The 23,153-nt window shown below is 66.5% G+C and carries 17 protein-coding genes; 9 read left to right on the forward strand and 8 right to left on the reverse strand.

Annotated features, from left to right (window positions below; all coding sequences use genetic code 11):
• Positions 1-108 precede the first annotated feature (108 nt).
• The 3 genes from purL to ACYZGB_RS07855 all read left to right on the forward strand — a co-directional run bounded on the left by purL (position 109) and on the right by ACYZGB_RS07855 (position 6,409).
• Complete coding sequence (purL, locus tag ACYZGB_RS07845; protein WP_462387684.1) at positions 109-4,116, forward strand: phosphoribosylformylglycinamidine synthase; 4,008 nt, start codon at positions 109-111, stop codon at positions 4,114-4,116.
• A 315-nt stretch (positions 4,117-4,431) separates the two neighbouring features.
• On the forward strand, positions 4,432-5,418 hold the full coding sequence (locus ACYZGB_RS07850; RefSeq protein ID WP_462387685.1) for a DUF808 domain-containing protein: 987 nt from the start codon (positions 4,432-4,434) through the stop codon (positions 5,416-5,418).
• Positions 5,419-5,818: 400 nt separating this feature from the next.
• A complete protein-coding gene (locus tag ACYZGB_RS07855; RefSeq protein WP_063459603.1) occupies positions 5,819-6,409 on the forward strand; it encodes an OmpW/AlkL family protein in 591 nt (196 codons plus the stop codon).
• A gap of 65 nt (positions 6,410-6,474) precedes the next feature.
• On the opposite strand, the gene ACYZGB_RS07860 is transcribed toward ACYZGB_RS07855, so the two are convergent.
• The 3 genes from ACYZGB_RS07860 to ACYZGB_RS07870 all read right to left on the reverse strand — a co-directional run bounded on the left by ACYZGB_RS07860 (position 6,475) and on the right by ACYZGB_RS07870 (position 9,139).
• On the reverse strand, positions 6,475-7,119 hold the full coding sequence (locus ACYZGB_RS07860) for a LysE family translocator (protein ID WP_462387686.1): 645 nt from the start codon (positions 7,117-7,119) through the stop codon (positions 6,475-6,477).
• Positions 7,120-7,342: 223 nt separating this feature from the next.
• Positions 7,343-8,374 carry a metal-dependent hydrolase gene (locus ACYZGB_RS07865; protein WP_462387687.1) on the reverse strand — a complete coding sequence of 344 codons (1,032 nt, stop codon included), beginning with the start codon at positions 8,372-8,374 and terminating at the stop codon, positions 7,343-7,345.
• 57 nt (positions 8,375-8,431) lie between these two features.
• Complete coding sequence (locus ACYZGB_RS07870; protein WP_462387688.1) at positions 8,432-9,139, reverse strand: dioxygenase family protein; 708 nt, start codon at positions 9,137-9,139, stop codon at positions 8,432-8,434.
• A 286-nt stretch (positions 9,140-9,425) separates the two neighbouring features.
• On the opposite strand from ACYZGB_RS07870, the gene egtD reads away from it, so the two are divergent.
• Both egtD and egtB read left to right on the forward strand, forming a co-directional pair.
• Positions 9,426-10,346 carry an L-histidine N(alpha)-methyltransferase gene (gene egtD, locus ACYZGB_RS07875; RefSeq protein ID WP_462387689.1) on the forward strand — a complete coding sequence of 307 codons (921 nt, stop codon included), beginning with the start codon at positions 9,426-9,428 and terminating at the stop codon, positions 10,344-10,346.
• A 12-nt stretch (positions 10,347-10,358) separates the two neighbouring features.
• Positions 10,359-11,594: an ergothioneine biosynthesis protein EgtB gene (egtB, locus tag ACYZGB_RS07880; RefSeq protein WP_462387690.1), complete on the forward strand. Its 1,236-nt coding sequence runs from the start codon at positions 10,359-10,361 to the stop codon at positions 11,592-11,594.
• A gap of 14 nt (positions 11,595-11,608) precedes the next feature.
• Here the strand turns inward: egtB and ACYZGB_RS07885 are convergent, their stop codons facing one another.
• From ACYZGB_RS07885 to ACYZGB_RS07900, 4 genes are all read right to left on the reverse strand, one after another.
• Positions 11,609-12,070: an energy transducer TonB gene (locus tag ACYZGB_RS07885; RefSeq protein WP_462387692.1), complete on the reverse strand. Its 462-nt coding sequence runs from the start codon at positions 12,068-12,070 to the stop codon at positions 11,609-11,611.
• A gap of 83 nt (positions 12,071-12,153) precedes the next feature.
• Positions 12,154-13,437, reverse strand: coding sequence for an O-acetylhomoserine aminocarboxypropyltransferase/cysteine synthase family protein (locus ACYZGB_RS07890; protein WP_462387693.1), 1,284 nt, complete (start codon positions 13,435-13,437; stop codon positions 12,154-12,156).
• Positions 13,438-13,606: 169 nt separating this feature from the next.
• The gene (locus ACYZGB_RS07895; protein WP_462387695.1) at positions 13,607-16,300 is read right to left on the reverse strand and encodes a cation-translocating P-type ATPase; all 2,694 of its coding nucleotides are present in this window, start codon (positions 16,298-16,300) and stop codon (positions 13,607-13,609) included.
• Positions 16,301-16,334: 34 nt separating this feature from the next.
• The gene (locus ACYZGB_RS07900) at positions 16,335-18,338 is read right to left on the reverse strand and encodes a peptidase U32 family protein (RefSeq protein ID WP_462387696.1); all 2,004 of its coding nucleotides are present in this window, start codon (positions 18,336-18,338) and stop codon (positions 16,335-16,337) included.
• A gap of 199 nt (positions 18,339-18,537) precedes the next feature.
• Between ACYZGB_RS07900 and ACYZGB_RS07905 the strand changes: the two genes are divergently transcribed.
• The 4 genes from ACYZGB_RS07905 (at position 18,538) to ACYZGB_RS07920 (ending at position 22,580) form a co-directional block, all read left to right on the forward strand.
• Complete coding sequence (locus ACYZGB_RS07905) at positions 18,538-19,692, forward strand: branched-chain amino acid ABC transporter substrate-binding protein (protein WP_462387697.1); 1,155 nt, start codon at positions 18,538-18,540, stop codon at positions 19,690-19,692.
• Positions 19,693-19,815: 123 nt separating this feature from the next.
• A complete protein-coding gene (locus ACYZGB_RS07910) occupies positions 19,816-20,064 on the forward strand; it encodes a hypothetical protein (protein ID WP_462387698.1) in 249 nt (82 codons plus the stop codon).
• Positions 20,065-20,122: 58 nt separating this feature from the next.
• Complete coding sequence (gene tadA, locus ACYZGB_RS07915; protein WP_462387699.1) at positions 20,123-21,532, forward strand: tRNA adenosine(34) deaminase TadA; 1,410 nt, start codon at positions 20,123-20,125, stop codon at positions 21,530-21,532.
• A 64-nt stretch (positions 21,533-21,596) separates the two neighbouring features.
• The gene (locus ACYZGB_RS07920; RefSeq protein ID WP_462387711.1) at positions 21,597-22,580 is read left to right on the forward strand and encodes an LD-carboxypeptidase; all 984 of its coding nucleotides are present in this window, start codon (positions 21,597-21,599) and stop codon (positions 22,578-22,580) included.
• 51 nt (positions 22,581-22,631) lie between these two features.
• Here ACYZGB_RS07920 and ACYZGB_RS07925 read toward each other — a convergent pair whose 3' ends face one another.
• Positions 22,632-22,994: a hypothetical protein gene (locus ACYZGB_RS07925; protein ID WP_063459615.1), complete on the reverse strand. Its 363-nt coding sequence runs from the start codon at positions 22,992-22,994 to the stop codon at positions 22,632-22,634.
• Between the last annotated feature and the right edge of the window lie 159 nt (positions 22,995-23,153).

A 23,153-nucleotide genomic window follows, 5' to 3' on the forward strand; every position in this document is an offset into this window, starting at 1 on the left:
ACGCAGGCGGTGCAGCCATGCCCGGTAAAATGCTGGGCTCCGGTCCTGGCTGCACGCTGGCGCCCGGAGCCACCCTCTACCCCTGACACCCCCCAACAGGCCGCTACCGTGACCTTGCACATGACCACGCTGGCGGGCGGCAACGCCCTCAGCTCCTTCCGCGCCCAGCAACTTCAACCCGCCCTGGAGGCGATCCACCCCAAGATCAGCGGCATTGCAGCGCGTTTCGTGCACCTGGTCGCCACCGATGCGGCCCCCACACCCACTGAGCAAGAACGCCTGGCTGCGCTGCTGACCTACGGCGACCCGTACGCAGGCCCCGAAGACGGCGCCGTGCTCATCGTCACGCCCCGCCTGGGCACGCTGTCGCCCTGGGCCTCCAAGGCCACCGACATTGCTCGCAACTGCGGCATCGCCATCCGCCGCGTGGAGCGCATCACCGAATACCGCATCAGCCTCAAGGCAGGCCTGCTGGGCAAGACGCCGGAGCTGACCGCCGAGCAACTGGCCCAGGTGTCCGCCCTGCTGCACGACCGCATGACCGAGTCCGTGGTGGCCGACCGCAGCGCCGCCGCTGCCCTGTTCACCGAACTGCAGCCCGCGCCCATGGAGCATGTGGATGTGCTGGCCGGTGGCCGCGCTGCCCTGGAGGCCGCCAACACCCGCTTCGGCCTTGCTCTGGCCGATGACGAAATCGACTACCTCGTGACCGCGTTCACGGGCCTCAAGCGCAACCCCACCGACGTGGAACTGATGATGTTCGCGCAGGCCAACAGCGAACACTGCCGCCACAAGATCTTCAACGCCCAGTTCACCATCGACGGTGTGGCCCAGGACAAGAGCCTGTTCGGCATGATCCGCAACACCCACCAGCTGGCGCCGCAGCACACAGTGATCGCGTATTCGGACAACGCCTCGGTGATGGAAGGCCACCAGGTCGAGAGATTTGTGGCAAAAATGGCCGCTACCGCGCATCCATCAAGCGCTAATAGCTATCAAAAAAGTAGCGTTACCCAGCATGTGCTGATGAAGGTGGAAACCCACAACCACCCCACGGCCATCTCGCCTTTCCCAGGCGCCTCCACCGGCGCGGGCGGCGAGATCCGCGACGAGGGCGCCACCGGCCGGGGCTCCAAGCCCAAGGCGGGCCTCACGGGCTTCACCGTCTCCAAGCTCTGGGGCAGCACCGTGGGCAAGCCTGAGCACATCGCCAGCCCGCTGCAGATCATGGTCGAAGGCCCTCTGGGCGGCGCGGCGTTCAACAACGAATTCGGCCGCCCCAACCTCAACGGCTACTTCCGCGAGTACGAGCAGAACGTAGGCGGCGTGCAGCGTGGCTACCACAAGCCCATCATGATCGCGGGCGGTGTGGGCGTGATCGACGCCGAGCTGACGAAGAAGATCGAATTCCCCGCTGGCTCGCTGCTGATCCAGCTGGGCGGCCCCGGCATGCGCATCGGCATGGGCGGCAGCGCTGCCAGTTCCATGGCCACCGGCACCAACGCGGCCGAGCTGGACTTTGACTCGGTGCAGCGTGGCAACCCCGAGATCGAGCGCCGCGCGCAAGAAGTCATCAACCACTGCTGGGCCCAGGGCACCGACAACCCCATCCTGGCGATCCACGACGTGGGTGCAGGCGGCTTGTCCAACGCCTTCCCCGAGCTGACCAACGACGCAGGCCGTGGCGCACGTTTTGACCTGCGCGCCGTGCAGCTCGAAGAGTCGGGCATGGCGCCCAAGGAAATCTGGTCCAACGAATCGCAAGAGCGTTATGTGCTGGCGATTGCGCCCGAGTCGCTGGAACAGTTCAAAGCCTTTTGTGAACGCGAGCGCTGCCCCTTTGCCGTGATCGGCACGGCCACTGAAGAGCGTCAGCTGGTGCTGCACGACCCCGCTGCCACGGCCGAAGACCAGAAGCTGCCCGTGGACATGCCCATGAACGTGCTGCTGGGCAAGCCGCCCAAGATGCACCGCGATGTGAAGACCGTGGAGCGCCAGTTCGCGCCGATGGATTTGACCGGCGTGCCGCTGCAAAAGGCCGTGATCGACGTGCTGGCCCACCCCACCGTGGCGTCCAAGCGCTTCCTCATCACCATTGGCGACCGCACGGTGGGTGGCCTCAGCCACCGCGACCAGATGGTCGGCCCCTGGCAAGTACCTGTGGCCGATTGCGCCGTGACCCTGGCCGACTACAAGGGTTTTGCGGGCGAGGCGATGAGCATGGGCGAGCGCACGCCGCTGGCCGCCATCAACGCGCCCGCCTCGGGCCGCATGGCCGTGGCCGAGGCCATCACCAACCTGCTGGCTGCTCCCATCGAGCTGCCGCGCGTGAAGCTGTCGGCCAACTGGATGGCCGCCTGTGGCGAGCCCGGCGAAGACGCCGCGCTGTACGAAACCGTGAAGGCTGTGGGCATGGAGCTGTGCCCCGCTCTAGGCGTGTCCATCCCCGTGGGCAAGGATTCGCTGTCCATGCGCACGCAGTGGAGTGAAGGCGCGGACAAGAAGAAGGTCACCTCACCCGTCAGCCTGATCGTGAGCGCCTTCGCATCGCTGTCCGACGTGCGCGGCACGCTCACGCCACAGCTCAACGCCACTGAGGCCGACACCGCGCTGGTGCTGATCGACCTGGGCAAGGGCCAGAACCGCATGGGAGGCAGCATCCTGGGCCAGACGCTGGAGCAAAGCGGCAACATGGTGCCCGATGTGGACGACCCCCAAGACCTGGTCAACTTGGTCAACGCCGTGAACGCACTGCGCGCCAAGGGCCAGATCCTGGCCTACCACGACCGCAGCGATGGCGGCCTGCTGGCCGCAGCGGCCGAAATGGCATTTGCGGGCCACGTGGGCGTGGCGCTCAACGTGGACATGCTGGTGACTGAGGGCGACGGCATCAGCGACAGCCGCATGGAAACCGGTGACGCCAAGAACTGGGCGCAGCAGGTCAGTGCCCGCCGTGAAGAACTGACGCTCAAGGCGCTGTTCAACGAAGAGCTGGGTGTGCTGCTGCAAGTGCGCACCGCCAAGCGCAACGATGTGATGCAGGTGCTGCGCGAGCATGGCCTGTCCAAATTCAGCCATTTTGTGGGCAAGACCCGCCCTGTGTCGTCCGAAATCGACGCGGGCAAGGGCGAGCTGCAGGTCTGGCGCGATGCCAAGGCCGTGTTCAGCGCACCGCTGGCCGACCTGCACCAGGTGTGGGATGCGGTGAGCTGGAAGATCTGCCAGCAGCGCGACAACCCCGCCAACGCCGACGCGGAACACGCGGCGGCGGGCGAGCCCACCGACCCGGGCATGCACGTGCACCTCACGTTCGACGCAGCCGAGAATGTCGCTGCGCCGTACTTGAATTTGGCCAAACCCAAGGTCGCCATCCTGCGCGAGCAGGGCGTGAACTCGCACATCGAGATGGCCTACGCCTTCACCGAGGCAGGCTTCGAGGCCTACGACGTGCACATGACCGACCTGCAAACTGGCCGCGTCAAGCTCGAAGACTTCAAGGGCGTGGTTGCCTGCGGCGGCTTCAGCTATGGCGACACGCTGGGTGCGGGCATTGGCTGGGCTCGGTCCATCACCTTCAACCCGGTGCTGGCGGCACAGTTCCAGGGCTTCTTCGGTCGCACCGACACGTTCGGCCTGGGCGTGTGCAACGGCTGCCAGATGTTTGCCGAGCTGGCCGACATCATCCCCGGCGCACAAGGCTGGCCGCGCTTCACCACCAACCAGAGCGAGCGTTTCGAGGCCCGCCTCTCGCTGGTGGAAGTGCTGGAGTCCCCCAGCCTGTTCCTGCAGGGCATGGCTGGCAGCCGCCTGCCGATTGCCGTGGCGCATGGCGAGGGTTATGCCAACTTCAAGTACCGGGGCAACGCCGACAAGGCGATTGCCGCCATGTGCTACGTGGACAACCACGGCCGTGCCACCGAGCAGTACCCCTTCAACCCCAACGGCAGCACGGGTGGCCTGACGGCCGTGACCACCGCCGATGGCCGCTTCACGGCCATGATGCCGCACCCCGAGCGCGTGTTCCGCAACGTGCAGATGAGCTGGACCAGCGAGGACCAGGCGCAGTACAGCGGCTGGATGCGCATCTGGCGCAATGCGCGCAAGTGGGTGGGGTGAGCAGGTACAACCCCCTGAGCGGCTGCGCCGCTTCCCCCTTCTCTCGATTCGCTGCGCGAATCGGGAAGGGGGACGCAGCCCTCGCTGCGGGGCGGCCCTTGCTCGGCTGCTCTGGCGCTGGGGCAGCGCGTTTTCGATGGATGCGGTAGGGCGCTTGCGCTCCTTGGAAGGCTTACAGAAAGAGCTGGACTGGCACGCTTTGCAGGCGACGTGCAACGGGGCTTCGGCCCCGTTTTTCATGGGGCGTTGATATCAGCAGGATTGACGCGGGTCATTGCTATAGTCGGCGCTTTTCATCCATTCCAAGGACCTCCCATGGCTTCTGGCAGCCTGCTTGCCCTGCTCGACGATATCGCCACCATTCTGGACGACGTGGCCGTGATGACCAAAGTGGCGGCCAAGAAGAGTGCGGCCATGGCGGACGATGTGTCCGTGATGACCAAGGTGGCGGCGCAGAAGACCGCAGGGGTGCTGGGGGACGACCTTGCGCTCAATGCGCAGCAGGTGACCGGGGTGCGTGCCGAGCGCGAGATCCCGGTGGTGTGGGCCGTGGCCAAGGGCTCGATGATCAACAAGGTCATCCTGGTGCCCGCCGCGCTGCTCATCAGCGCATTTGCACCCTGGGCCGTGACGCCGCTGCTGATGGTGGGGGGCGCTTTCCTGTGTTTTGAGGGCTTTGAGAAGGTGGCGCACAAGCTGCTGCACGCACCGCACGAGGACGCTGCCGAGCACGAAAGCCATGCCAAAGCCAACGCCAACCCGGCGGTAGACCTGGTGGCGTTCGAAAAAGACAAGATCAAAGGTGCTGTGCGCACCGACTTCATTTTGTCGGCCGAAATCATTGCCATCACCCTGGGCACCGTGGCCACCGCGCCTTTTGCGCAGCAGGTGGCCGTGCTGTCGGGCATCGCCATCATCATGACCGTGGGGGTTTATGGCCTGGTGGCGGGCATCGTCAAGCTCGACGACCTGGGCCTGTGGCTCAGCAACAAGGCCAGCAGCACGGCGCGGGCGCTGGGCGCGGGCATTGTGCGGGCGGCGCCCTGGCTGATGAAGGGTTTGTCCGTGGCGGGCACGGCGGCCATGTTCCTGGTGGGCGGCGGTATTCTGGTGCACGGCGTGCCTGCGCTGCACCATGCCGTCGAGGCCGCCGCCAACGCCGCAGGCCAGTGGCCCGCAGGCGGGGTGTGGAAGGTGGTGGCCGAGAACCTGCTCAACGCGGTGGTGGGCATTGTGGCTGGTGGCTTGGTGCTGGCGGGTGTCACGCTGGTGCAGCGCCTGCGCGGCAAGTCCACAGCGTAAGAACGTGTTTACGATCTTTTCGGGGCCGCGTTGGGGCGCAATCGGGATGAGTGGATGCTTCGGATGCGCCGCATGGGCTCGTGCCCATGCAAGCAGTCGAGGCGTCCAATCGCCCGATTTCGCCCCAACCCTTCGGGCAAGTGCCTTGCCGGGCGGTCTGCAGCGTTGCGGCGCTTGTGGATAGCCAAGCTATCCACTGCACCCCGCGCCTTGCATCCCATCCCGGCAAGGTACTTGCGCGGCCCTGAAAAGCTCGTAAACACGTTCTAAGAATGGGCATGTCTTGATGTAGGTCTAAGGGTTAGTACCAAGGCCTTGAGTTAAGGCAAGGCCGGTGGGCAGGTGCAGCGGTTCAATACATGCACGGGGGTCGTCCCCGTCCAACCGATGCGTAATCACCATGAAAAAGAACCTGCTGGCTGTAGCTGCCCTGTGTGTCCTGTCTTCCGGCGCTGCCCTGGCGCAACAGGCTGAAGGCCCCTGGATGGTCCGTGCACGTGCGGTGCACCTGGACAGCGCCAACAAGGACAGCACACCCCTGGGCCTCACGGTCAACAACAAGGCGATTCCTGAAGTCGATATCACGTACTTCTTCAACAAGAACATCGCGGCCGAGCTGATCCTCACGGTGCCGCAAAAGCACACGCTCAGCGCGGGTGGCGCAGCCATTGGCACGCTCAAGCACCTGCCACCGACACTGCTGGCGCAGTACCACTTTGATGCACCCGGCTTCAAGCCCTATGTGGGCGCAGGCCTGAACTACACGCGTTTCTCCAGCGTGAACCTGCCTGCCGGTGTGAACATCGATCGCAACAGCTTTGGCCCCGCGCTGCAGGTGGGTGTAGACATCCCGCTGGCCAAGAATCTGTACCTCAACTTTGACGTGAAGAAGGTCTTCATCAAGACCGATGTGACTGCGGGTGGTGCCAAGCTGGGCACCTTCAAGGTAGACCCTGTTCTGGTGGGCGTGGGTCTGGGTTGGCGCTTCTAAGAGGCAGTTCTCCATCGCTTCGGTGATGGCGGCAGCTTCTGGCGGCGCCGTTGCAGCGGCGCTGGTCAGCTCACACCGCGGCGGTACAACGCCAGTGAGGCGGCCAGCGCCAGCAATGCGCCCCCGCAGCAGCGGTCCAGCCACCGCACCGCACGGCGGTGCAACAGCCGGATGGCGCGTGCACCGACCAGCGCATAGGCCAGCATTACCACACCATCGAGGCTGGCAAACACCACCGCAATGGCCGCGTACTGTGGCCACTGCGGTGCATTGGCGTTGATGAACTGTGGCAACAGCGCCGAGCAGAAAAGATAACACTTGGGGTTGGTGACAGCCACCAGAAACGAGCGCAGGAAGATGCTGCGCGGCGCGGCTGCCGCCCCCACGGTGCTCGGGGCGCCCCCTGCGGATGCAACGTCCAGGCCTCCTTGCGAGCGCAGCAGCCGCCACCCCAGCCAGGCCAGATAGGCGGCCCCCAGCCACTTCACCACCGAGAACCAGAACTCCGACGCGGCCAGCAACGCGCCCAGCCCCAGCGCCACGGCGCCTACGAGCACGAAGTCGGATGTCATCGCGCCCAGCATGCCCGGCAGTGCGCGGCGCACGCCGTAGCGCGCGCCATTGGTCAGCGCCAGCAGCACAGTGGGACCCGGCGTGGCAATGGCCACCAGTGCCACCAGCGAGAAGACCAGCAGGGTGGCAAGTGTCATGCAGCCACCCCGCAACCCTGCCCGGGTTTCACGTTGCCGATGCGGGCGCTAGTGCCGCCGGGCCATCGATTCCCGTGGCTCTTTGTGCTGTGGCTGGGCATGGAGGGCATGGCATGGTTTGTTCGGGAAGGATGGGCCCAGCGTAGGCCGCAGGAAGCCCCCTCACAAGGCACAGATGCCGCTGTTTCGGGCAGTACACCTGCTCTTCTGAGCGCTGGCGCCCCTAGGGCTGCCCGCGCATGCCCTGCGGCGGTGCCAGCACCACATCGGCCCCCCTCATGCGTGCCCACAGCCAGGGCAGGGCGGTGGCCAGGTCGGGCCGCTGCCACTGCTGGGTGGTGGGGCGCTGGCCCCCAGCCATCTCAGCCGGGGTGCCCAGGTTGAAGTGGAAGGTGTAGGTGGGCTCGTTGCCCATGCGCAGGTCGGTGATAAAGACCTCGCCCTCGGCCTCGCTCATCTTGAAGAATCCGTGGCTGAACCTTGCCACGCGGTCCACCAGCGTGTTGCCCTGGTGGCGCGCATACAGGGCCTCCCCGCGTTCATGGGCGGTCCAGCGCACGGGTCGGTCGCCGTCCAGCAACCCGTAGTAGCCCTCGTAGTAGTGCGTGGGCGTCACGGCCACGGCGCGCCACAGCAGGGTGTTGAAGGGCGCGGGCGTGACCAGCAACTTCCCGGGCGCCAGCTGCGGCACCGGGGCGTGCGCCAGAAACCGCTGCGTGGCCATCTGCTGCGCGGCCACGCTCCAGCCCAGGTAGGCCGTGCTCAGCACCAGCCCGGCGCGCACCCAGCCAATGCCCCGCCCGTGGCGCATCAGCAGCGCCAGCAGCACGCCCAGCAGCAGCGGCAGGGTGTAGAGCGGGTCGATGATGAACACGCTGCCCACCGCATAGGGCGTGTGGGTGAAGGGCAGCAGCAGCTGCGTGCCATACACCGTCATCCAGTCGAGCAAGGGGTGGGTGATCAGCGCCAGCCACAGGGCCAGCCACCAGCGGCTGAACAGGCCTGGCTCCCGGTGCAGGCGCGACACCAGCCAGGCCAGCGGCGCCGACAGCAGGGTGAGGTAGAGCAGGGCATGGCTCTCCGAGCGGTGCAGCACCATGTTGAGGATGGCGTCGCCATGGTCGATCAGTGCGTCCAGGTCGGGCAACGTGCCAGCAATGCCGCCCCAGAGCGCGGCCTTCCACACGGCGGTGCGGCGGCCCAGGGTGGCGATGCTGACGGCAGAGCCCAGAACGAGTTGGGTGACGGAATCCATGCGGTGGAGCAGGTGAGCAGAGCAGAGGGGTGGTGGATTGTGGCGGGTGGCAGCCCATCAGGCCTGCACCACCAGCGCAAACTCGGCCCGCATGCCATCGGCCGACGGCGCAAACGGCACTGTGAGGGCCGCACGCTCTGCCGCGCCCAGGCGGCTCCAGAGGAAGTCGCTCGTGTTGCCCGGGTCGCCCGCCACATACATCTGCGTGGTCAGCAGCTCGCGATCGGGCAGGCGCACCTTAAAGTGGATGTGGGGCGTGCGCCCCGTGTAGGGCGCGGGCCGGATGGTGCGGAAGCGGTAGCGCCCGTCGCGGCCCAGCACCACGCGGCCAAAGCCCTGGAAGGCCGGGGCCGCCTTGTTGCCGTCACCGGGGTGGTGGTAGTGGCCGTCTGCATCGCACTGCCAGATCTCGACCGTGCCACCCGCCAGGGGCACCCCCTGCGTGTCGGTGACCCGGCCCTCCACCCACACGGGCTGTCCGTCCACATAGCGCATCAGGCCGTTGCGCAGCAGGTCGCCGTCACTGTCCGACGGGAACCGGACCGGGTAGTACGGCCCTTCGGTCTGGCGTGGTGTGGGAGCCAAGGCCCCTTGCGCCATGGCGGCGGGCACCAGGGCCGGGGCCGCCACCAAGGCGCTGCCCCACAGTCCCTGCCGCAGCAGGCGCCGCCGCGTGGGCCCTGCGGCCGGGGCGGGGCGTGTGTCGATGCCCAGTGAGGGGCCGCTGTATGGGCTGGATGGCGTTGAGCCGGTGTGGATGGGCATCGGGCACTCCTGCAAAAAAGTGGGCACAGCGGCGTTGGAGCGGGGCACTGGGCGAAAGTGCCCAAAAAATTGCAATGGGATACCGTGCCAGGCGTGGGCTGCGGCAGAAACGGCATGCACACAATGTCATCCAGGCGGCGCACAATGGCCCGCTGGCGGTGGGGTGATTGTTTGATACCTCCGCCCGGGTGCGGGATGGTCTGCTGGAGCCCACAGGGTCCCGGGGCCGTTCTGTTGGATGAACCTGCGGTGCATGTGCGCCGCGTGAGACGCCTCGACACAACCCATGCCTTTGCCCAGCCCCACCGACGACATCACGCGTGGCCTGAACCAGCGGCCCGCGAGCATTTCGCCCAAGTATTTCTACGACCAGCATGGTTCCCGCCTGTTCGAGGAAATCACCCGCCTGCCCGAGTACTACCCCACCCGCACCGAAACCGCGCTCATGCACCAGCATGCGGCCGACATCGCGCGTGCCGTGGGGGTGGGGCGCACGCTGGTCGAGCTGGGCGCGGGCAACTGCCAGAAGGCCCGCACCCTGTGCCGGCTGGTGCAGCCCGCGTGTTTTGTGGGGGTGGACATTTCTGCCGACTTTTTGCAGGCTGCGGTGCAGGGCCTGCGTGACGACTTCCCGGGCCTCGATGCACGGGCCGTGGGTGGCGACATGACGCAGGGCGTGGCCCTGCCCGACGACATTCCGCGCACCGGGCGGCTGGTGTTCTACCCCGGTTCGTCCATCGGCAACTTCGACCCGCCCCACGCGCAGAGCTTGCTGGCCCACATGCGCGAGCTGATCGACGACGACGGCGGCCTGCTGATTGGCATCGACCTGCCCAAGGACGTGGACGTGCTCGAAGCCGCATACGACGATGCGGCGGGTGTGACGGCCGCCTTCAACCGCAACGTGCTGCGGCATGTGAACCGGCTCATCGGCAGCAACTTTGACGTGGAGCAGTGGCAGCACCGCGCATTTTTCAACCAGGGCGCGTCGCGCATCGAGATGCACCTGGAGGCCATGGCGGACTTCGACGTGCACTGGCCCGGTGGCGGCCGCCGGTTTGACCAAGGTGAGCGCATCCACACCGAGAACAGCTACAAATACCCCTTGCGCGTGTTCACCGACATGCTGGAGCACGCGGGTTTTACACAGGCCCAGGCCTGGACCGACGACCGGGGCTGGTTTGCCGTGGTGCACGCCAGGCCCTGAAGGTTTTTTGGTATGACCAACATGGACTTTGGCGCTTCGACCGTTGGGCTGCTGCCCCGCTACACCTCTGTGCGCAACCACACCGCAGCGCTGGTTGCCCCTCTTTCGGCGGAGGACTGCGCCGCCCAGTCCATGCCCGATGCCAGCCCCGCCAAGTGGCACCTGGCGCACACCACCTGGTTCTTCGAGACCTTTGTGCTGGAACAGCACGAGCCGGGTTTTGCGCCGTTCAACCCCGCATTCCGCGTGCTGTTCAACTCCTACTACAACGGTGTGGGGGCCAAGCACCCACGCCCGCAGCGCGGCCTGCTCACGCGGCCGCCACTCGCCGGGGTGCAGGCTTACCGTGCCGATGTGGACCAGCGCATGGCGCGGCTTATGCCCGCCGTGCTGCAGAGCGATACGTTGCGCGCACTGGTTGAGCTGGGCTTGCAGCACGAGCAGCAGCACCAGGAGCTGCTGCTGACCGACATCAAGCACCTGCTGTCGTGCAACCCCATCTTTCCGGCCTATGGCGATGCCACCACCCCGGTGGGCGATCCCGCCATCACCCCCGCCACTGCGCCCCCGGGCTGGGTGCGTCTGGAAGGAGGGCTGGTGGACATCGGCCACGGTGGCACCGGTTTCGCCTTCGACAATGAAAGCCCGCGCCACCGCTGCTACCTGGCGCCGTATGCGCTGGCCTCGCGGCTGGTGACCTGCGGCGAGTGGCTGGCGTTTGTGCAGGCCGGGGGTTACCAGCAACCCGCCCACTGGCTGGCCGAAGGCTGGGACTGGCGCGTGGCCCAGGGGCTGGAGCACCCACTGTACTGGCACCGCCCGGGTGGCGACGGCCCGTGGCAGGTGTTCACACTGGCGGGGTTGCAGCCTTTGCAGGCGGCGCTGCCGGTGCTGCACCTCTCGTACTACGAAGCCGACGCCTATGCCCGCTGGGCAGGCGCGCGCCTGCCCACCGAGGCCGAATGGGAACACGCCGCGCAGCTGGCACCCATTGGCGACCCTGGGCTGGAGCAGCTGTTTGGCACCGCCTGGCAGTGGACGCAATCGAGCTACGCCGCCTACCCCGGCTTTCGCCCGGCCGAAGGCGCGGTGGGCGAATACAACGGCAAGTTCATGGTCAACCAGTACGTGCTGCGCGGCAGTTCGTGCGCTACGCCGCCGGGGCACGCGCGCAGCACCTACCGCAATTTCTTTCCTGCCACTGCACGCTGGCAATACAGCGGGCTGCGGCTGGCGCGTGACGCATGAGTGGCGTCACCGCGCTATCTGACGCGCTCAGGTTCCATGCGGAAGGTGTGTTGCAGGACCAGGCGTGCGGGTTCCCCGTTGCGTAGCAGCGGCGCAAATTTCCAGCGGCGCACCGCATCGATCGCCGGCTTGTGCAAGGCATCATCCCCTGTGCCAGACAGCACACGAACGGTGCCGACCAGCCCGCTGGGCATGATCTCGAACGACACCGTCACATCGCCGCGTGCTTTGGATGATGTGTCATTCAGCAGGAAGGACGGGTAGCGCGGCAGCGGTGCCTCCAGCAGCGACAAAGGCGCATCCAGCGGAGGTGACACCTGCTTTTGCAGCAGTTGCTCGTCCTCCTTCTGGCGGAAACTGGCGACGTGGGAATCGGTCACATCCGCTCCGCGCGGCGGGATGGATGGTGTGGAGCTGCATCCGGCCAGAATCAGCAGGCCGAGAGTGACCGGAGCAAGAGGGGATAGGCGGGACATGGTGAACTTGTATCAGAGTACCCCGCGATCTGCGGGGACGGCCCTCCAGTATCCCGCAACCGGCGCTGGCTGTTGCCGAAGGCTCAGACGGCGTTGAGTGCCTGCACCAGATCGGCCCGCAGGTCGTCGATGTGCTCAATGCCCACCGACAGGCGCACCATGCTCTCGCTCACGCCCGCCTTGGCCAGCTCTTCCGGGTTGAGCTGGCGGTGGGTGGTGGACGCCGGGTGCGTCGCCAGCGATTTCGCATCGCCGATATTGACGAGGCGCGTGAAGAGCTGCAGCGCATCGAGGAACCGTGCCCCGGCCGCGCGCGGGTCGGCGTCGGTGTTCTTGAGGCCAAAGCTCAAAATGCCCGAGGCCTTGCCGCCCGACTGGCGCTGCACCAGCGCGTGGTCGGGGTGGTCGGGCAGGCCCGCGTAGCGCACCCATTCCACCTTGGGGTGGCTTTGCAGGTACTGGGCCAGCGCCAGCGTGTTGTCGCAGATGCGGTCCATGCGCAGGGCCAAGGTCTCGATGCCTTGCAGGATTAGGAAGGCGCTTTGCGGCGACAGCGCCGCGCCCGTGTTGCGCAATGGCACCACGCGCGCGCGACCGATGAATGCGGCCGGGCCCAGCGCTTCGGTGTAGACCACGCCGTGGTAGCTCACATCGGGCTCGTTCAGGCGCGGAAAGCGTGCCTTGTGCTCGGCCCACGGGAACTTGCCGCTGTCCACAATCGCGCCGCCCACGCTGTTGCCGTGGCCGCCCAGGTACTTGGTGAGCGAGTGCACCACGATGTCGGCGCCGTGCTCGATGGGGCGCAGCAGGTAGGGGCTGGGCACGGTGTTGTCCACGATCAGCGGAATGCCATGGTCGTGCGCAACCTTGGCCAGCGCTGCGATATCGGTCACATTGCCCAGCGGGTTGCCAATGGACTCGATGAAGATGGCCTTGGTACGCGCATCGATGTGCTGCGCAAAGCTGGCCGGGTCGCGCGGGTCGGCAAAGCGGGTGGTGATGCCCTGCTGCGGCAGCGTGTGCGCGAACAGGTTGTAGGTGCCGCCATAGAGTGTGCTGGCCGAGACGATGTTGTCGCCCGCCTCGGCAATGGTCTGGATGGCATAGGTGATGGCCGCCATGCCCGATGCCACGGCCAGCGCCGCAATGCCACCTTCGAGAGCCGCGACGCGCTTTTCCAGCACGTCGGTCGTGGGGTTCATGATGCGGGTGTAGATGTTGCCAGGCACCTTCAGGTCGAACAGGTCGGCGCCATGCTGGGCGCTGTCAAACGCGTAGGCCACTGTCTGGTAGATGGGCACCGCGACTGCTTTGGTGGTGGGGTCGGGGCTGTAGCCAGCGTGTACGGCCAGGGTCTCGATTTTCATGAAGGCTGTCTCTTTCGTTGAAGGGAAGGGAGTGGAGCAACCGGGCTCCACCCATGGCTGGGCGTTGCTCGATGTGCCAATGGCGCGGGCCATTCTGGCACCGCAGGCCCCCGGCGTCATCGAATCGTTGGCTATGTGCTTATGAGGTTCTTGTGCGCCATGGGCCCGCCTATGCAGCGGGCTCGTCCATGGCACTGGCGGCGGGCTCGGGGGCTGTGCGGCCTGCCTGCTGGCTGCGACGCCAAGCCTTTTCCACTTCGACCACCACCAGCACCACCAGCGCAGCGCCAATGCACAGCGCCAATTCGCCCAGGCTCAGAGGCTCGGTGCGGAAGATGGGGTTGAGCCAGGGCACATAAATGGTCGCCATCTGCAGCGCGAAGGTGAGCAGCACGGCACCCAGCAGCGGGCGGTTGCTGAGCAGGCCCAGGCGCCAGATGGGTTCGGATTCGGAGCGGATGGCGATCACATGCGCCATCTGCGCCAGCGTAAGCACTGTGAACACCATGGTCTGCCAGTGTGCATGCCCGGTGTGCAGCGCCCAGGCCTGCACCGCCAGGCACAGCCCGCCAATGAGCAGGCCCACGCCCAGGATGTGCTGCCACATGCCATGGGCAAACAGGCTCTCGCGCGGCGCGCGGGGCGGGCGCTGCATGATGCCGCGCTCGGCCGGTTCGGCCGCCAGCGCCAGGCCCGGCAGGCCATCGGTCACCAGGTTGACCCACAGGATGTGGATGGGCAGCAGCGGAATGGGCAGGAGCAGCAGCGGCGCGAGGAAGATGGTCCAGATCTCGCCCGAGTTGCCCGTCATCGCGTAGCGCACAAACTTGCGGATGTTGTCGTAGATGCGGCGGCCTTCGCGCACGGCGGCGACGATGGTGGCGAAGTTGTCGTCCAGCAGCACCAGGCTCGATGCCTCGCGCGCCACGTCGGTGCCGCCCTGGCCCATGGCCACGCCGATGTCGGCGCGCTTGAGCGCCGGGGCATCGTTCACGCCGTCGCCCGTCATGGCCACAAAGTGGCCCTGGGCCTGCAGTGCTTCGACGATGCGGATTTTCTGCGCCGGGTCCACGCGGGCGTAGACCTGCACCTGCTCCACCCGGGCGCGCAGGGCGGCATCGTCCAGCGTGGCCAGGTCTGCGCCGGTAAGCACGGGGGCATCGCTGCTGCGCACAATGCCCAGCCGGTGCGCGATGGCGCGCGCGGTGGCGGGGTGGTCGCCCGTGATCATCACCGGGGTGATGCCCGCGCTGATGCAGTCGCGCACTGCGGCCTGGGCCTCGGCGCGGGGTGGGTCGATGAGGGCGATCAGGCCCAGCAGCTCCAGCTGGTTTTCTACTGCGTCGATGTCGTTGGTGTCGGGCAGGCGGGCGTGGCTGCGGCGCGCCAGGGCCAGCACACGCAGGCCCTGGGCGGCGAGTTGCTGGGCTGTGGCGAGGACCTTGGCGGTGTCGAGTGCGGCAGTGCCATCGGGCGTCCAGTGGGCGGTGCAGCGGGGCAAGAGCGATTCCGGCGCGCCCTTGGTATAGGCCACAAAACCCTGCACGTCGCGGTGGAAGGTCGTCATGCGCTTGCGGTCGGAGTCAAACGGCTGCTCCTGCACGCGCGGCCAGGTGGTGTCGAGCTGGGCCTTGTCCAGCCCGCCCGCGTGGGCGGCCAGCACCAGCGCGGTTTCGGTGGGGTCGCCCTGCCAGTGGGTGGCGGACTGGCCCTCTTCGTTCTGTGCCTGGAGCGTGGCGTCGTTGCACAGCGCGGCGGCGCGCAGGGCCTCGGCATGGGCGGGGCCGGGCAGGGGGTCGCCGGGGACCCAGCGCACACCGTGGGCCAGCAGCAGCTCGGCATGCATGCGGTTCTGCGTCAGGGTGCCGGTCTTGTCCGAGCAGATGGTGGTGACCGAGCCGAGCGTCTCCACCGACGGCAGGCGCCGCACCAGCGCATGCACCGCCACCATGCGGCGTGCGCCCAGGGCCAGCAGCACGGTGACCACGGCGGGCAGGGCCTCGGGGATGGCGGCCACGGCCAGGCTGATGGCGGTGAGGGCCATGAGCAGCGGCGCCTCGCCGCGGAGCACACCCACCCCAAAGATCACGATGCAGATGCCCAGCACCGCCAGCGCCAGCCGCTTGCCAAACGCTGCGAGGCGCAACTGCAGCGGTGTGCTGCGGTCGCCGGTATCGAGCAGCGTGGCCACCTTGCCCAGCTCGGTGTGCATGCCGGTGGCCACCACCAGGCCCCGCGCCCGGCCGTGGGTGGCGGTAGTGCCCTTGAAGGCCATGTTGGTGCGGTCGCCCAGTGCGCCCACATCCTCGGCGGCCAGGGCCTCCGTCTGCTTGGCCACCGTGACGGATTCGCCCGTGAGGGCGGATTCATCCACCTGCAATTGCGCAATCTCGATGAGCCGCAGGTCGGCCGGGATCTGGTTGCCCGCCTCCAGCAGCACGATGTCACCGGGCACCAGTGCGGTGGCAGGCACCACCTGCACGGCTCCGTTGCGCAGCACGGTGGCATGGGCTGCTGCCAGCTGGCGCAGCGCCGCCATGGCCTGGTCGGCACGCCAGGCCTGCACAAAGCCGATGACCGCGTTGAGCACCACGATGACGAGGATGACCAGCGTGTCGGTGACCTCGCCCACCAGCCCCGAGATGACGGCCGCACCCAGCAGCACCAGCACCATGAAATCCTTGAACTGGTCGGCCAGCAGGTGCCACCAGGGACGGTTTTGTCCGGTTGCCAGCTCATTGGCGCCGTGCGTGGCGCTGCGGCGCTGGGCCTCGTCGGCATGCAGGCCCGCATCGGGGTTGACGCCATGTGCCTGGGCGACGGCCTCGGCGGTGTGCAGGTGAGGGGCTTGAGAAGGGGGCATGCGGCAATCTGGACAGAGGCCGCACGCCAGTGCGTCAGTGCGCGTTCTGCGGCCGGGCTTTGTAGAAGGTCAGGGGGATCTCATTGGCCTGGTTCAGCACCTGGCGCTTGATTTTGCCCACCACGTGCATTTCACAGGGCTTGCAGTCAAAGCGCAAGGTCAGCTTCTCCTTGCCATTGATCAACATCAAGGGTTCGGCCTTGATCGTGCCCTGCACACCCGTGACGCCCTTGGCCTGCTTGGGGCACAGGCTCATCGAAAAACGCACACAGTGTTTGGTGATCATGAGGCTGACTTCGCCTTCTTCCTCGTGCGCTTCGTAGGCTGCATCAATCACCTTCACGCCATGGCGCACGTAAAAGTCGTGCGCCTTGTGGTTGAACACATTGCCTAGAAAGCTCAGAGTGTCCTCAGGGTAGGGCGCGGGCGGTTCGACGGGCGTGGCGCGCTGCAGGCGCTCGAAGTTGCGCGCGCGGTTTGCTTCTAGGTCGGCCAGCGCGTCGCGGCGCAGCGCGTTGAGCACCGAGGCGGGCACGAACCAGGGCTCAGTCAGTTGCAGGGCAATGTCGTGCACCGCAAAGATGGTGGCGCCGAAGCGGCCGAGCTGCTCGCGTAGGCTGGCTTCGGCCTTGGCGGCGTCGGTGGCGCTCTGGTGGGCGTGCAACACGTCGGCGCAGCCCACGTTGCCGTCTTCATCGGTCAGCATCAGGCTAAAGCCGGTGGGCGTTTCGCTCAGGTGCGCCCACAGGCCGATGCGGCGGTCGCTGGATTTTTTCTCCAGCGTGCGCACCCAGTCCATGTCGCGGTTGCGGTTGACCTCGGTGCCCTTGCGCAGGTCCTTGAAGCCGTCCATCGGGTCTTTGGGGTACACCCGCCACTGGCCCACGCTGCGGGCCGACACGGGCTCCGCTACGTTGATGGCCATGCCCACCAGCTCCTTGTGCAGGTCGTAGTAGCACAGGCCGTCGCCGTTGTGCAGCACGGTGGCGGGGTCACTCACTTCCAGCTCGACGAAGTCGGGGCCTACCTTCGTCACCCAGCCGATGGCCTGGCCCGGGTTCTTGGGGCTGTCGAACGCGCCGATGTCTTCCTTGCGGCCTGTGACGAAGTAGTCGGTGAACTCGCGGTTGAAGTTCTGCAGCGGGTCGGGCGTGAAGGTGAAGGTGGTGCTACCGCTGGACGAGCGCGACAGCGGCCGGCCGGCGCTCTCGCGCTCCTCCAGGATCTCGTCGATGAGCGTGCGGTAGTGGGCGGTGATGTTCTTCACGTAGCCCATGTCCTTGTAGCGGCCTTCGATCTTGAAGCTGCGCACGCCCGCATCGATGAGGGCGCGCAGGTTGTCGCTCTGGTTGTTGTCCTTCATGGAGAGCACATGCTTGTCGTGCGCGATGAAGCGCCCCTGCGCGTCCGTCACCTGGTAGGGCAGGCGGCAGGCCTGGCTGCAGTCGCCCCGGTTGGCGCTGCGGCCGGTCTGCGCATGGCTGATGTTGCACTGGCCGCTGTAGGCCACGCACAGCGCGCCGTGGATGAAGAACTCGATGTTGGCGCGCCCCGGCGCATCCACCGGCCCCAGCGCCTTGTGCACGGCGGCGATTTGCTGCACCGTCAGTTCGCGCGCCAGCACGATCTGCGACAGGCCCGCGTCCTGCAGAAAGCGCGCTTTTTCGGGCGTGCGGATGTCGGTCTGGGTGCTGGCGTGCAGCTGGATGGGCGGCAGGTCGATTTCGAGCAGGCCCATGTCCTGGATGATGAGGGCGTCGGCACCGGCTTCGTACACCTGCCAGGCCATCTGGCGCGCGGCCTCCAGCTCGTCGTCACGCAGGATGGTGTTGAGCGTGATGAAGATGCGGCTGTTGAAGCGGTGCGCGTGTTTCACCAGGCGCTCGATGTCCCGGATGTCGTTGCCCGCGCTGGCGCGTGCGCCGAAGGCGGGGCCGCCGATGTAGACGGCGTCGGCGCCGTGGTTGATGGCTTCGATGCCAATGTCGGCATCGCGCGCGGGGGAGAGCAGTTCGAGCTGGTGGGGCAGGAGAGACATGGGGCGTGATTATCCCAGCCCACCCCGGGGAATGCCTGCGGGAGGGCTGCCCGTTAGCGTGGTTAATGCCGGAGCAAATTGCTAAGTTTGCATAGCAAATGCGGCAAATGACCGCTGGCATGGCTAGGATGCAGGGCTTGTTGTGTACAAGATCGGTGCACAACATGCCTGCATAGACTGATTTTGGAGACTCCGTACCGTGCTTCGCCCCGCTTTTGCTTCCTCGCCCCTGTTCCGAATTTCTGCCCTGACCGCCATCGCGCTGGCCGCCAGTGTGGCCTCTGCGCAAGACGTGCAGACCGTCAAGATCGCCCACGCGGGCCCCGTGTCGGGCGGTATTGCCCACATCGGCAAAGACACTGAAAACGGTGTGCGCCTGGCGATTGACGACCTCAACGCCCAGAACCTGGTGATCGGCGGCAAGAAGATCAAGTTTGAAATTGCGGCCGAAGACGACGCGGGTGACCCACGCCAGGCCACCGCTGTGGCGCAAAAGCTGTGCGACCAGAAGGTGGCGGGCGTGGTGGGCCACCTGCAGTCGGGCACGTCCATCCCCGCGTCCAGCATCTACGCCAAGTGCGACCTGCCGCACATCACGGCATCGGCCTCCAACCCCGACCTGACCAAACCCGGCCACAAGACCACCTTCCGCCTGATCGCCAACGACAACGCGCTGGGTGCAGCGCTGGCGCTGTTTGGTGCGGATCACCAGAAGCTCAAGAGCGTGGCGATCATCGACGACCGCACAGCCTATGGCCAGGGCGTGGCCTCGGTCTTCAAGGCCACGGCACAACAAAAAGGCCTGAAGGTGGTGGCCGAGGAGTTCACCAACGACAAGGCCACTGACTTCATGGCCATCCTCACCGGCATCAAGAACAAGAAGCCCGACGCGATCTTCTACGGCGGCCTGGACGCGCAGGCCGGCCCCATGCTGCGCCAGATGGAGCAGCTGGGCCTGGGCAACGTGAAGTTCTTTGGCGGCGACGCGCTGTGCACCGAGAAGCTGCCCGAGCTGTCGGGCAAGACCCCCGCGCTGAAGAACGTGACCTGTGCCACGGGCGGCGCGTCGGTGGACAAGATGCAGGGCGGCGCCGACTGGAAGAAGCGCTACGACGCCAAGTTCCCCGGCCAGTTCCAGATCTACAGCCCCTATGCGTACGACGCCGCCATGGTGCTGGCCGACGCCATGAAGCGCGCCAACTCGGTGGACCCCAAGGTGTTCACCCCCTTCCTGGCCAAGGCGGAATACAAAGGGGTAACGGCCAACATCGCCTTCACCGCCAAGGGTGAGCTGACCACGCCCGCCGTGACGCTCTACACCTTCAAGGACGGCAGCCGCGTGGCGCTGAATTAAGGCCCGCTGCGTCAGCGAAACCTCCAACGGCCGCCGCGTGCGGCCGTTTTTGCGTGCGGGGGTTTGCCTTTACAGTCGGTCGCTGAGTCAACGGGCGGCTGGTGCCCGGCAAGGAGCAGTCTTATGCGTGCAGTGTTTGGATTGGTGGGGCTGGTCGTGGTGCTGGCCATCGTGGGCCTGCTGGCCAAGAAGCAGTTGTCGGCCACGCGCGCCCCGGTGCCCGCGTTGCAGACGGCCCCGGGGGGCGCACCTGCATCGGCGCCCCCGGCCACCGTGCGCGAGCAAAGCCAGCAGATGCAGCAGCAGGTCAAGCAGCAAATGGAAGGTTTGATGCAGCAAGCACGCCCTATGCCCGAGGATGCTGCCAAATAATGAATAAAAATGGCCGTATGCGCGCGACTGTATTCGTTTTGTTGCTATCAATATTGAAATGGTAGACGCACCCCTCGACACCCACTGGATGCGCCTGGCCCTGGCCGAGGCGCAGGCGGCCGCGCAGGCGGGCGAGGTGCCTGTCGGCGCCATCGTGGTGAAGGACGGCGAGGTGATTGCCACGGGTCGCAACGCGCCTGTGGAGGGTCACGACCCCACGGCCCACGCCGAAATCGTGGCGCTGCGTGCAGCGGCTCTTCGCCTGGGCAACTACCGGCTCGATGGCTGCAGCCTGTATGTCACGCTGGAGCCCTGCGCCATGTGCAGCGGCGCCATGCTGCATGCACGCCTGGCCCGCGTGGTGTATGGCGCGGTGGAGCCCAAGACGGGCGCCGCAGGCTCGGTGCTCAACCTGTTTGGCCATGCCGAGATCAACCACCAGACCGAGGTGCTGGGCGGCGTGCTGGCCGGTGAATGTGGCAGCCTGCTGAGCAGCTTTTTTGCGCAGCGCCGCCGCCAGCAGCGCGCCGAAGCGCTGGCCCGCCACCCGCTGCGCGACGACGCCCTGCGCACGCCCGATGCAGCATTTGCCGACTTGCCTGGTTACCCGTGGGCGCCGCAGTACATCAGCGACCTGTCCAGCCTGGCGGGCCTGCGGCTGCACTATCTGGACGAAGGCCCACGCGATGCGCCCCGCACCTGGCTGTGCCTGCACGGCAACCCGGCCTGGAGCTACCTGTACCGCCACATGCTGCCCACCTTTCTGGCCGCAGGTGACCGTGTGGTGGCGCCCGACCTGATCGGCTTTGGCAAAAGCGACAAGCCCAAGAAGGAGGGCGCTCACCAGTTCGAATGGCACCGCCAGGTACTGCTGGAGCTGATTGAGCGGCTCGATCTGCGCAACGTGGTGCTGGTGGTGCAGGACTGGGGCGGCATCCTGGGGCTGACTTTGCCCATGGCGATGCCGGAGCGTTTTGACGGCCTGCTGGTGATGAACACCTTGCTGGCCACGGGCGACACGCCCCTGCCAAAGGGGTTTGTGGACTGGCGCGCGATGTGCCGCGACAAGCCGCTGTATGGCGTTGGCCGCCTGCTGGCGCGTGGCAACCCGCACCTGAGCCCCGCCGAATGCGCGGCCTACGATGCGCCGTTCCCCGACAAAGGCTACCGTGCCGCGCTGCGCGCATTCCCGGAGCGCGTGCCCGCCGCCACCGAAGATCCGGGCGCGGCCCTGTCGCGCGCGGCCCGCGATTTCTGGCATCACCAGTGGCAAGGCCAGACCCTGATGGTGGTGGGCGCACAGGACCCGGTGCTGGGCCTGCCCACCATGCGCGCGCTGCAGCAAACCATCCAGGGCTGCCCCGAGCCCGTGGTGCTGCCGGAGGCGGGGCATTTTGTGCAGGAGCACGGCGAGGCGATCGCTGCGCGGGCTGTGGAATACTTCTCGTTTCCCGGTGCCAGCCGTTAGAGCGGCTGACGCGACGCCGGACCTCTATTTTTGACGGAGCAGGCCCCTGGTGGGCCTGAGCGCTTTGCACGACCACGATCACGACCATTCGCAGTGCCACCACGACCACGGTCCCAAGCACATCTACATCTATTCGCCCTCCAGCGCCGAGCGCGACAAGGCGGCCTTCAAGCGCGGCATTGCACGGCTCAAGGCCCTGGGCCACGAGGTCGAGGTGGACGCCGATGCCTTGGCCACCCATACGCGTTTTGCGGGCGATGACGAAACCCGGCTGGCGGCCATCCACCGCGCTGCCGCCAGCGGTGCCGACGTGGCGCTGATCTCGCGCGGGGGTTATGGCCTCACGCGCATCCTGCCGGGCATCCGCTACAAGGCCGTGGCCAAGGCCATCGACAAGGGCATGCACTTTGTGGGAGTGAGCGACTTCACCGCCTTCCAGCTTGCAGTGCTGGCCAAGACCGGCGCCACCACCTGGGCGGGCCCCTCAGTGGGGGCGGATTTTGGCGTGGCGGGCGAGCCCGACGACATCATGGAAGCCTGCTTTGACGACCTGCTGACCGGCCATGGCGAAGGCACGGGCTGGCGCATGAACAACGAGAAGCCCCACGCCACCACGGGCAAGCCCGCCGTGCCCAATGTGTATGTGAAAAGCGCCACGTTGTGGGGCGGCAACCTGTCGGTGCTGGCTGCTCTGGTGGGCACGCCATATCTGCCGCAGATCAAGGGCGGGGTGCTGTTCATCGAAGACGTGCATGAGCACCCCTACCGCATCGAGCGCATGCTTACCCAGCTGCTACACGCCGGCGTGCTGGCCCAACAGAAGGCCGTGGTGCTAGGGCAGTTCACCAACTTCAAGCTGGCGCCGCACGACAAGGGCTACAAGCTGCAGTCGGTGGTGGACTGGCTGCGCAGCCAGATCAAGGCGCCGGTGCTCACAAACCTGCCGTTTGGGCATGTCGAGACCAAGGTGCTGCTGCCGGTGGGGGCGACGGTGTCGCTGTCGGTGGAGGCGCGTGATGCGCTGATCTACTGGGGGCACCAGCACTGAAGCAAGTGGGCTGGGCCTAGGCCTGGGCGTGCGGCCCAGGGGGCGGCTGGCTCAGAAGTTCCGGAACCGGGGTTCCTGCGGCACCTGGGGGGCGCGCAGGGATAACGGCAACTGCCCCTGGAACAAGGGTGTGACGTGGTCCAGCACCTTCTGGGCAACGGCCTCGCCCCGCAAGGGCACCAGTGTGTCAAACAGATCGGTGCGCAGGTACCACAGCGCTTCGATGTCGCCCGCATAGCGCAGCCGCATGTTCATGCGTGCCACTTCGCAACCCGACACGCCCATCAGGCCTTGCAACATGGCCTGGCGCACTTCCTCCAGCCCCTGGTCGCGCACCCAGGCCGTCGAGGACGGCTTGTCACGGCCGAGCAGGTCGTGCAAGTTGTTGCGGAGATTGGGTTTGTTCCAGCGCATGGACGGGGGCGCAAATCGGTTTTTGTAACAAGGTCGGTCAAATTAAGCGGGAGCGAGGATTGACGCAAGGGTGATGCTCCTGTTTTTGTATAAAGACAACACGTTGCCCCCGTTTGTTGCGAACTTTTACGCATTTGGCGCGATTGCTTGCAATGCCCT

The sequence above is a fragment of the Acidovorax sp. Q11 genome (genome assembly GCF_054950075.1).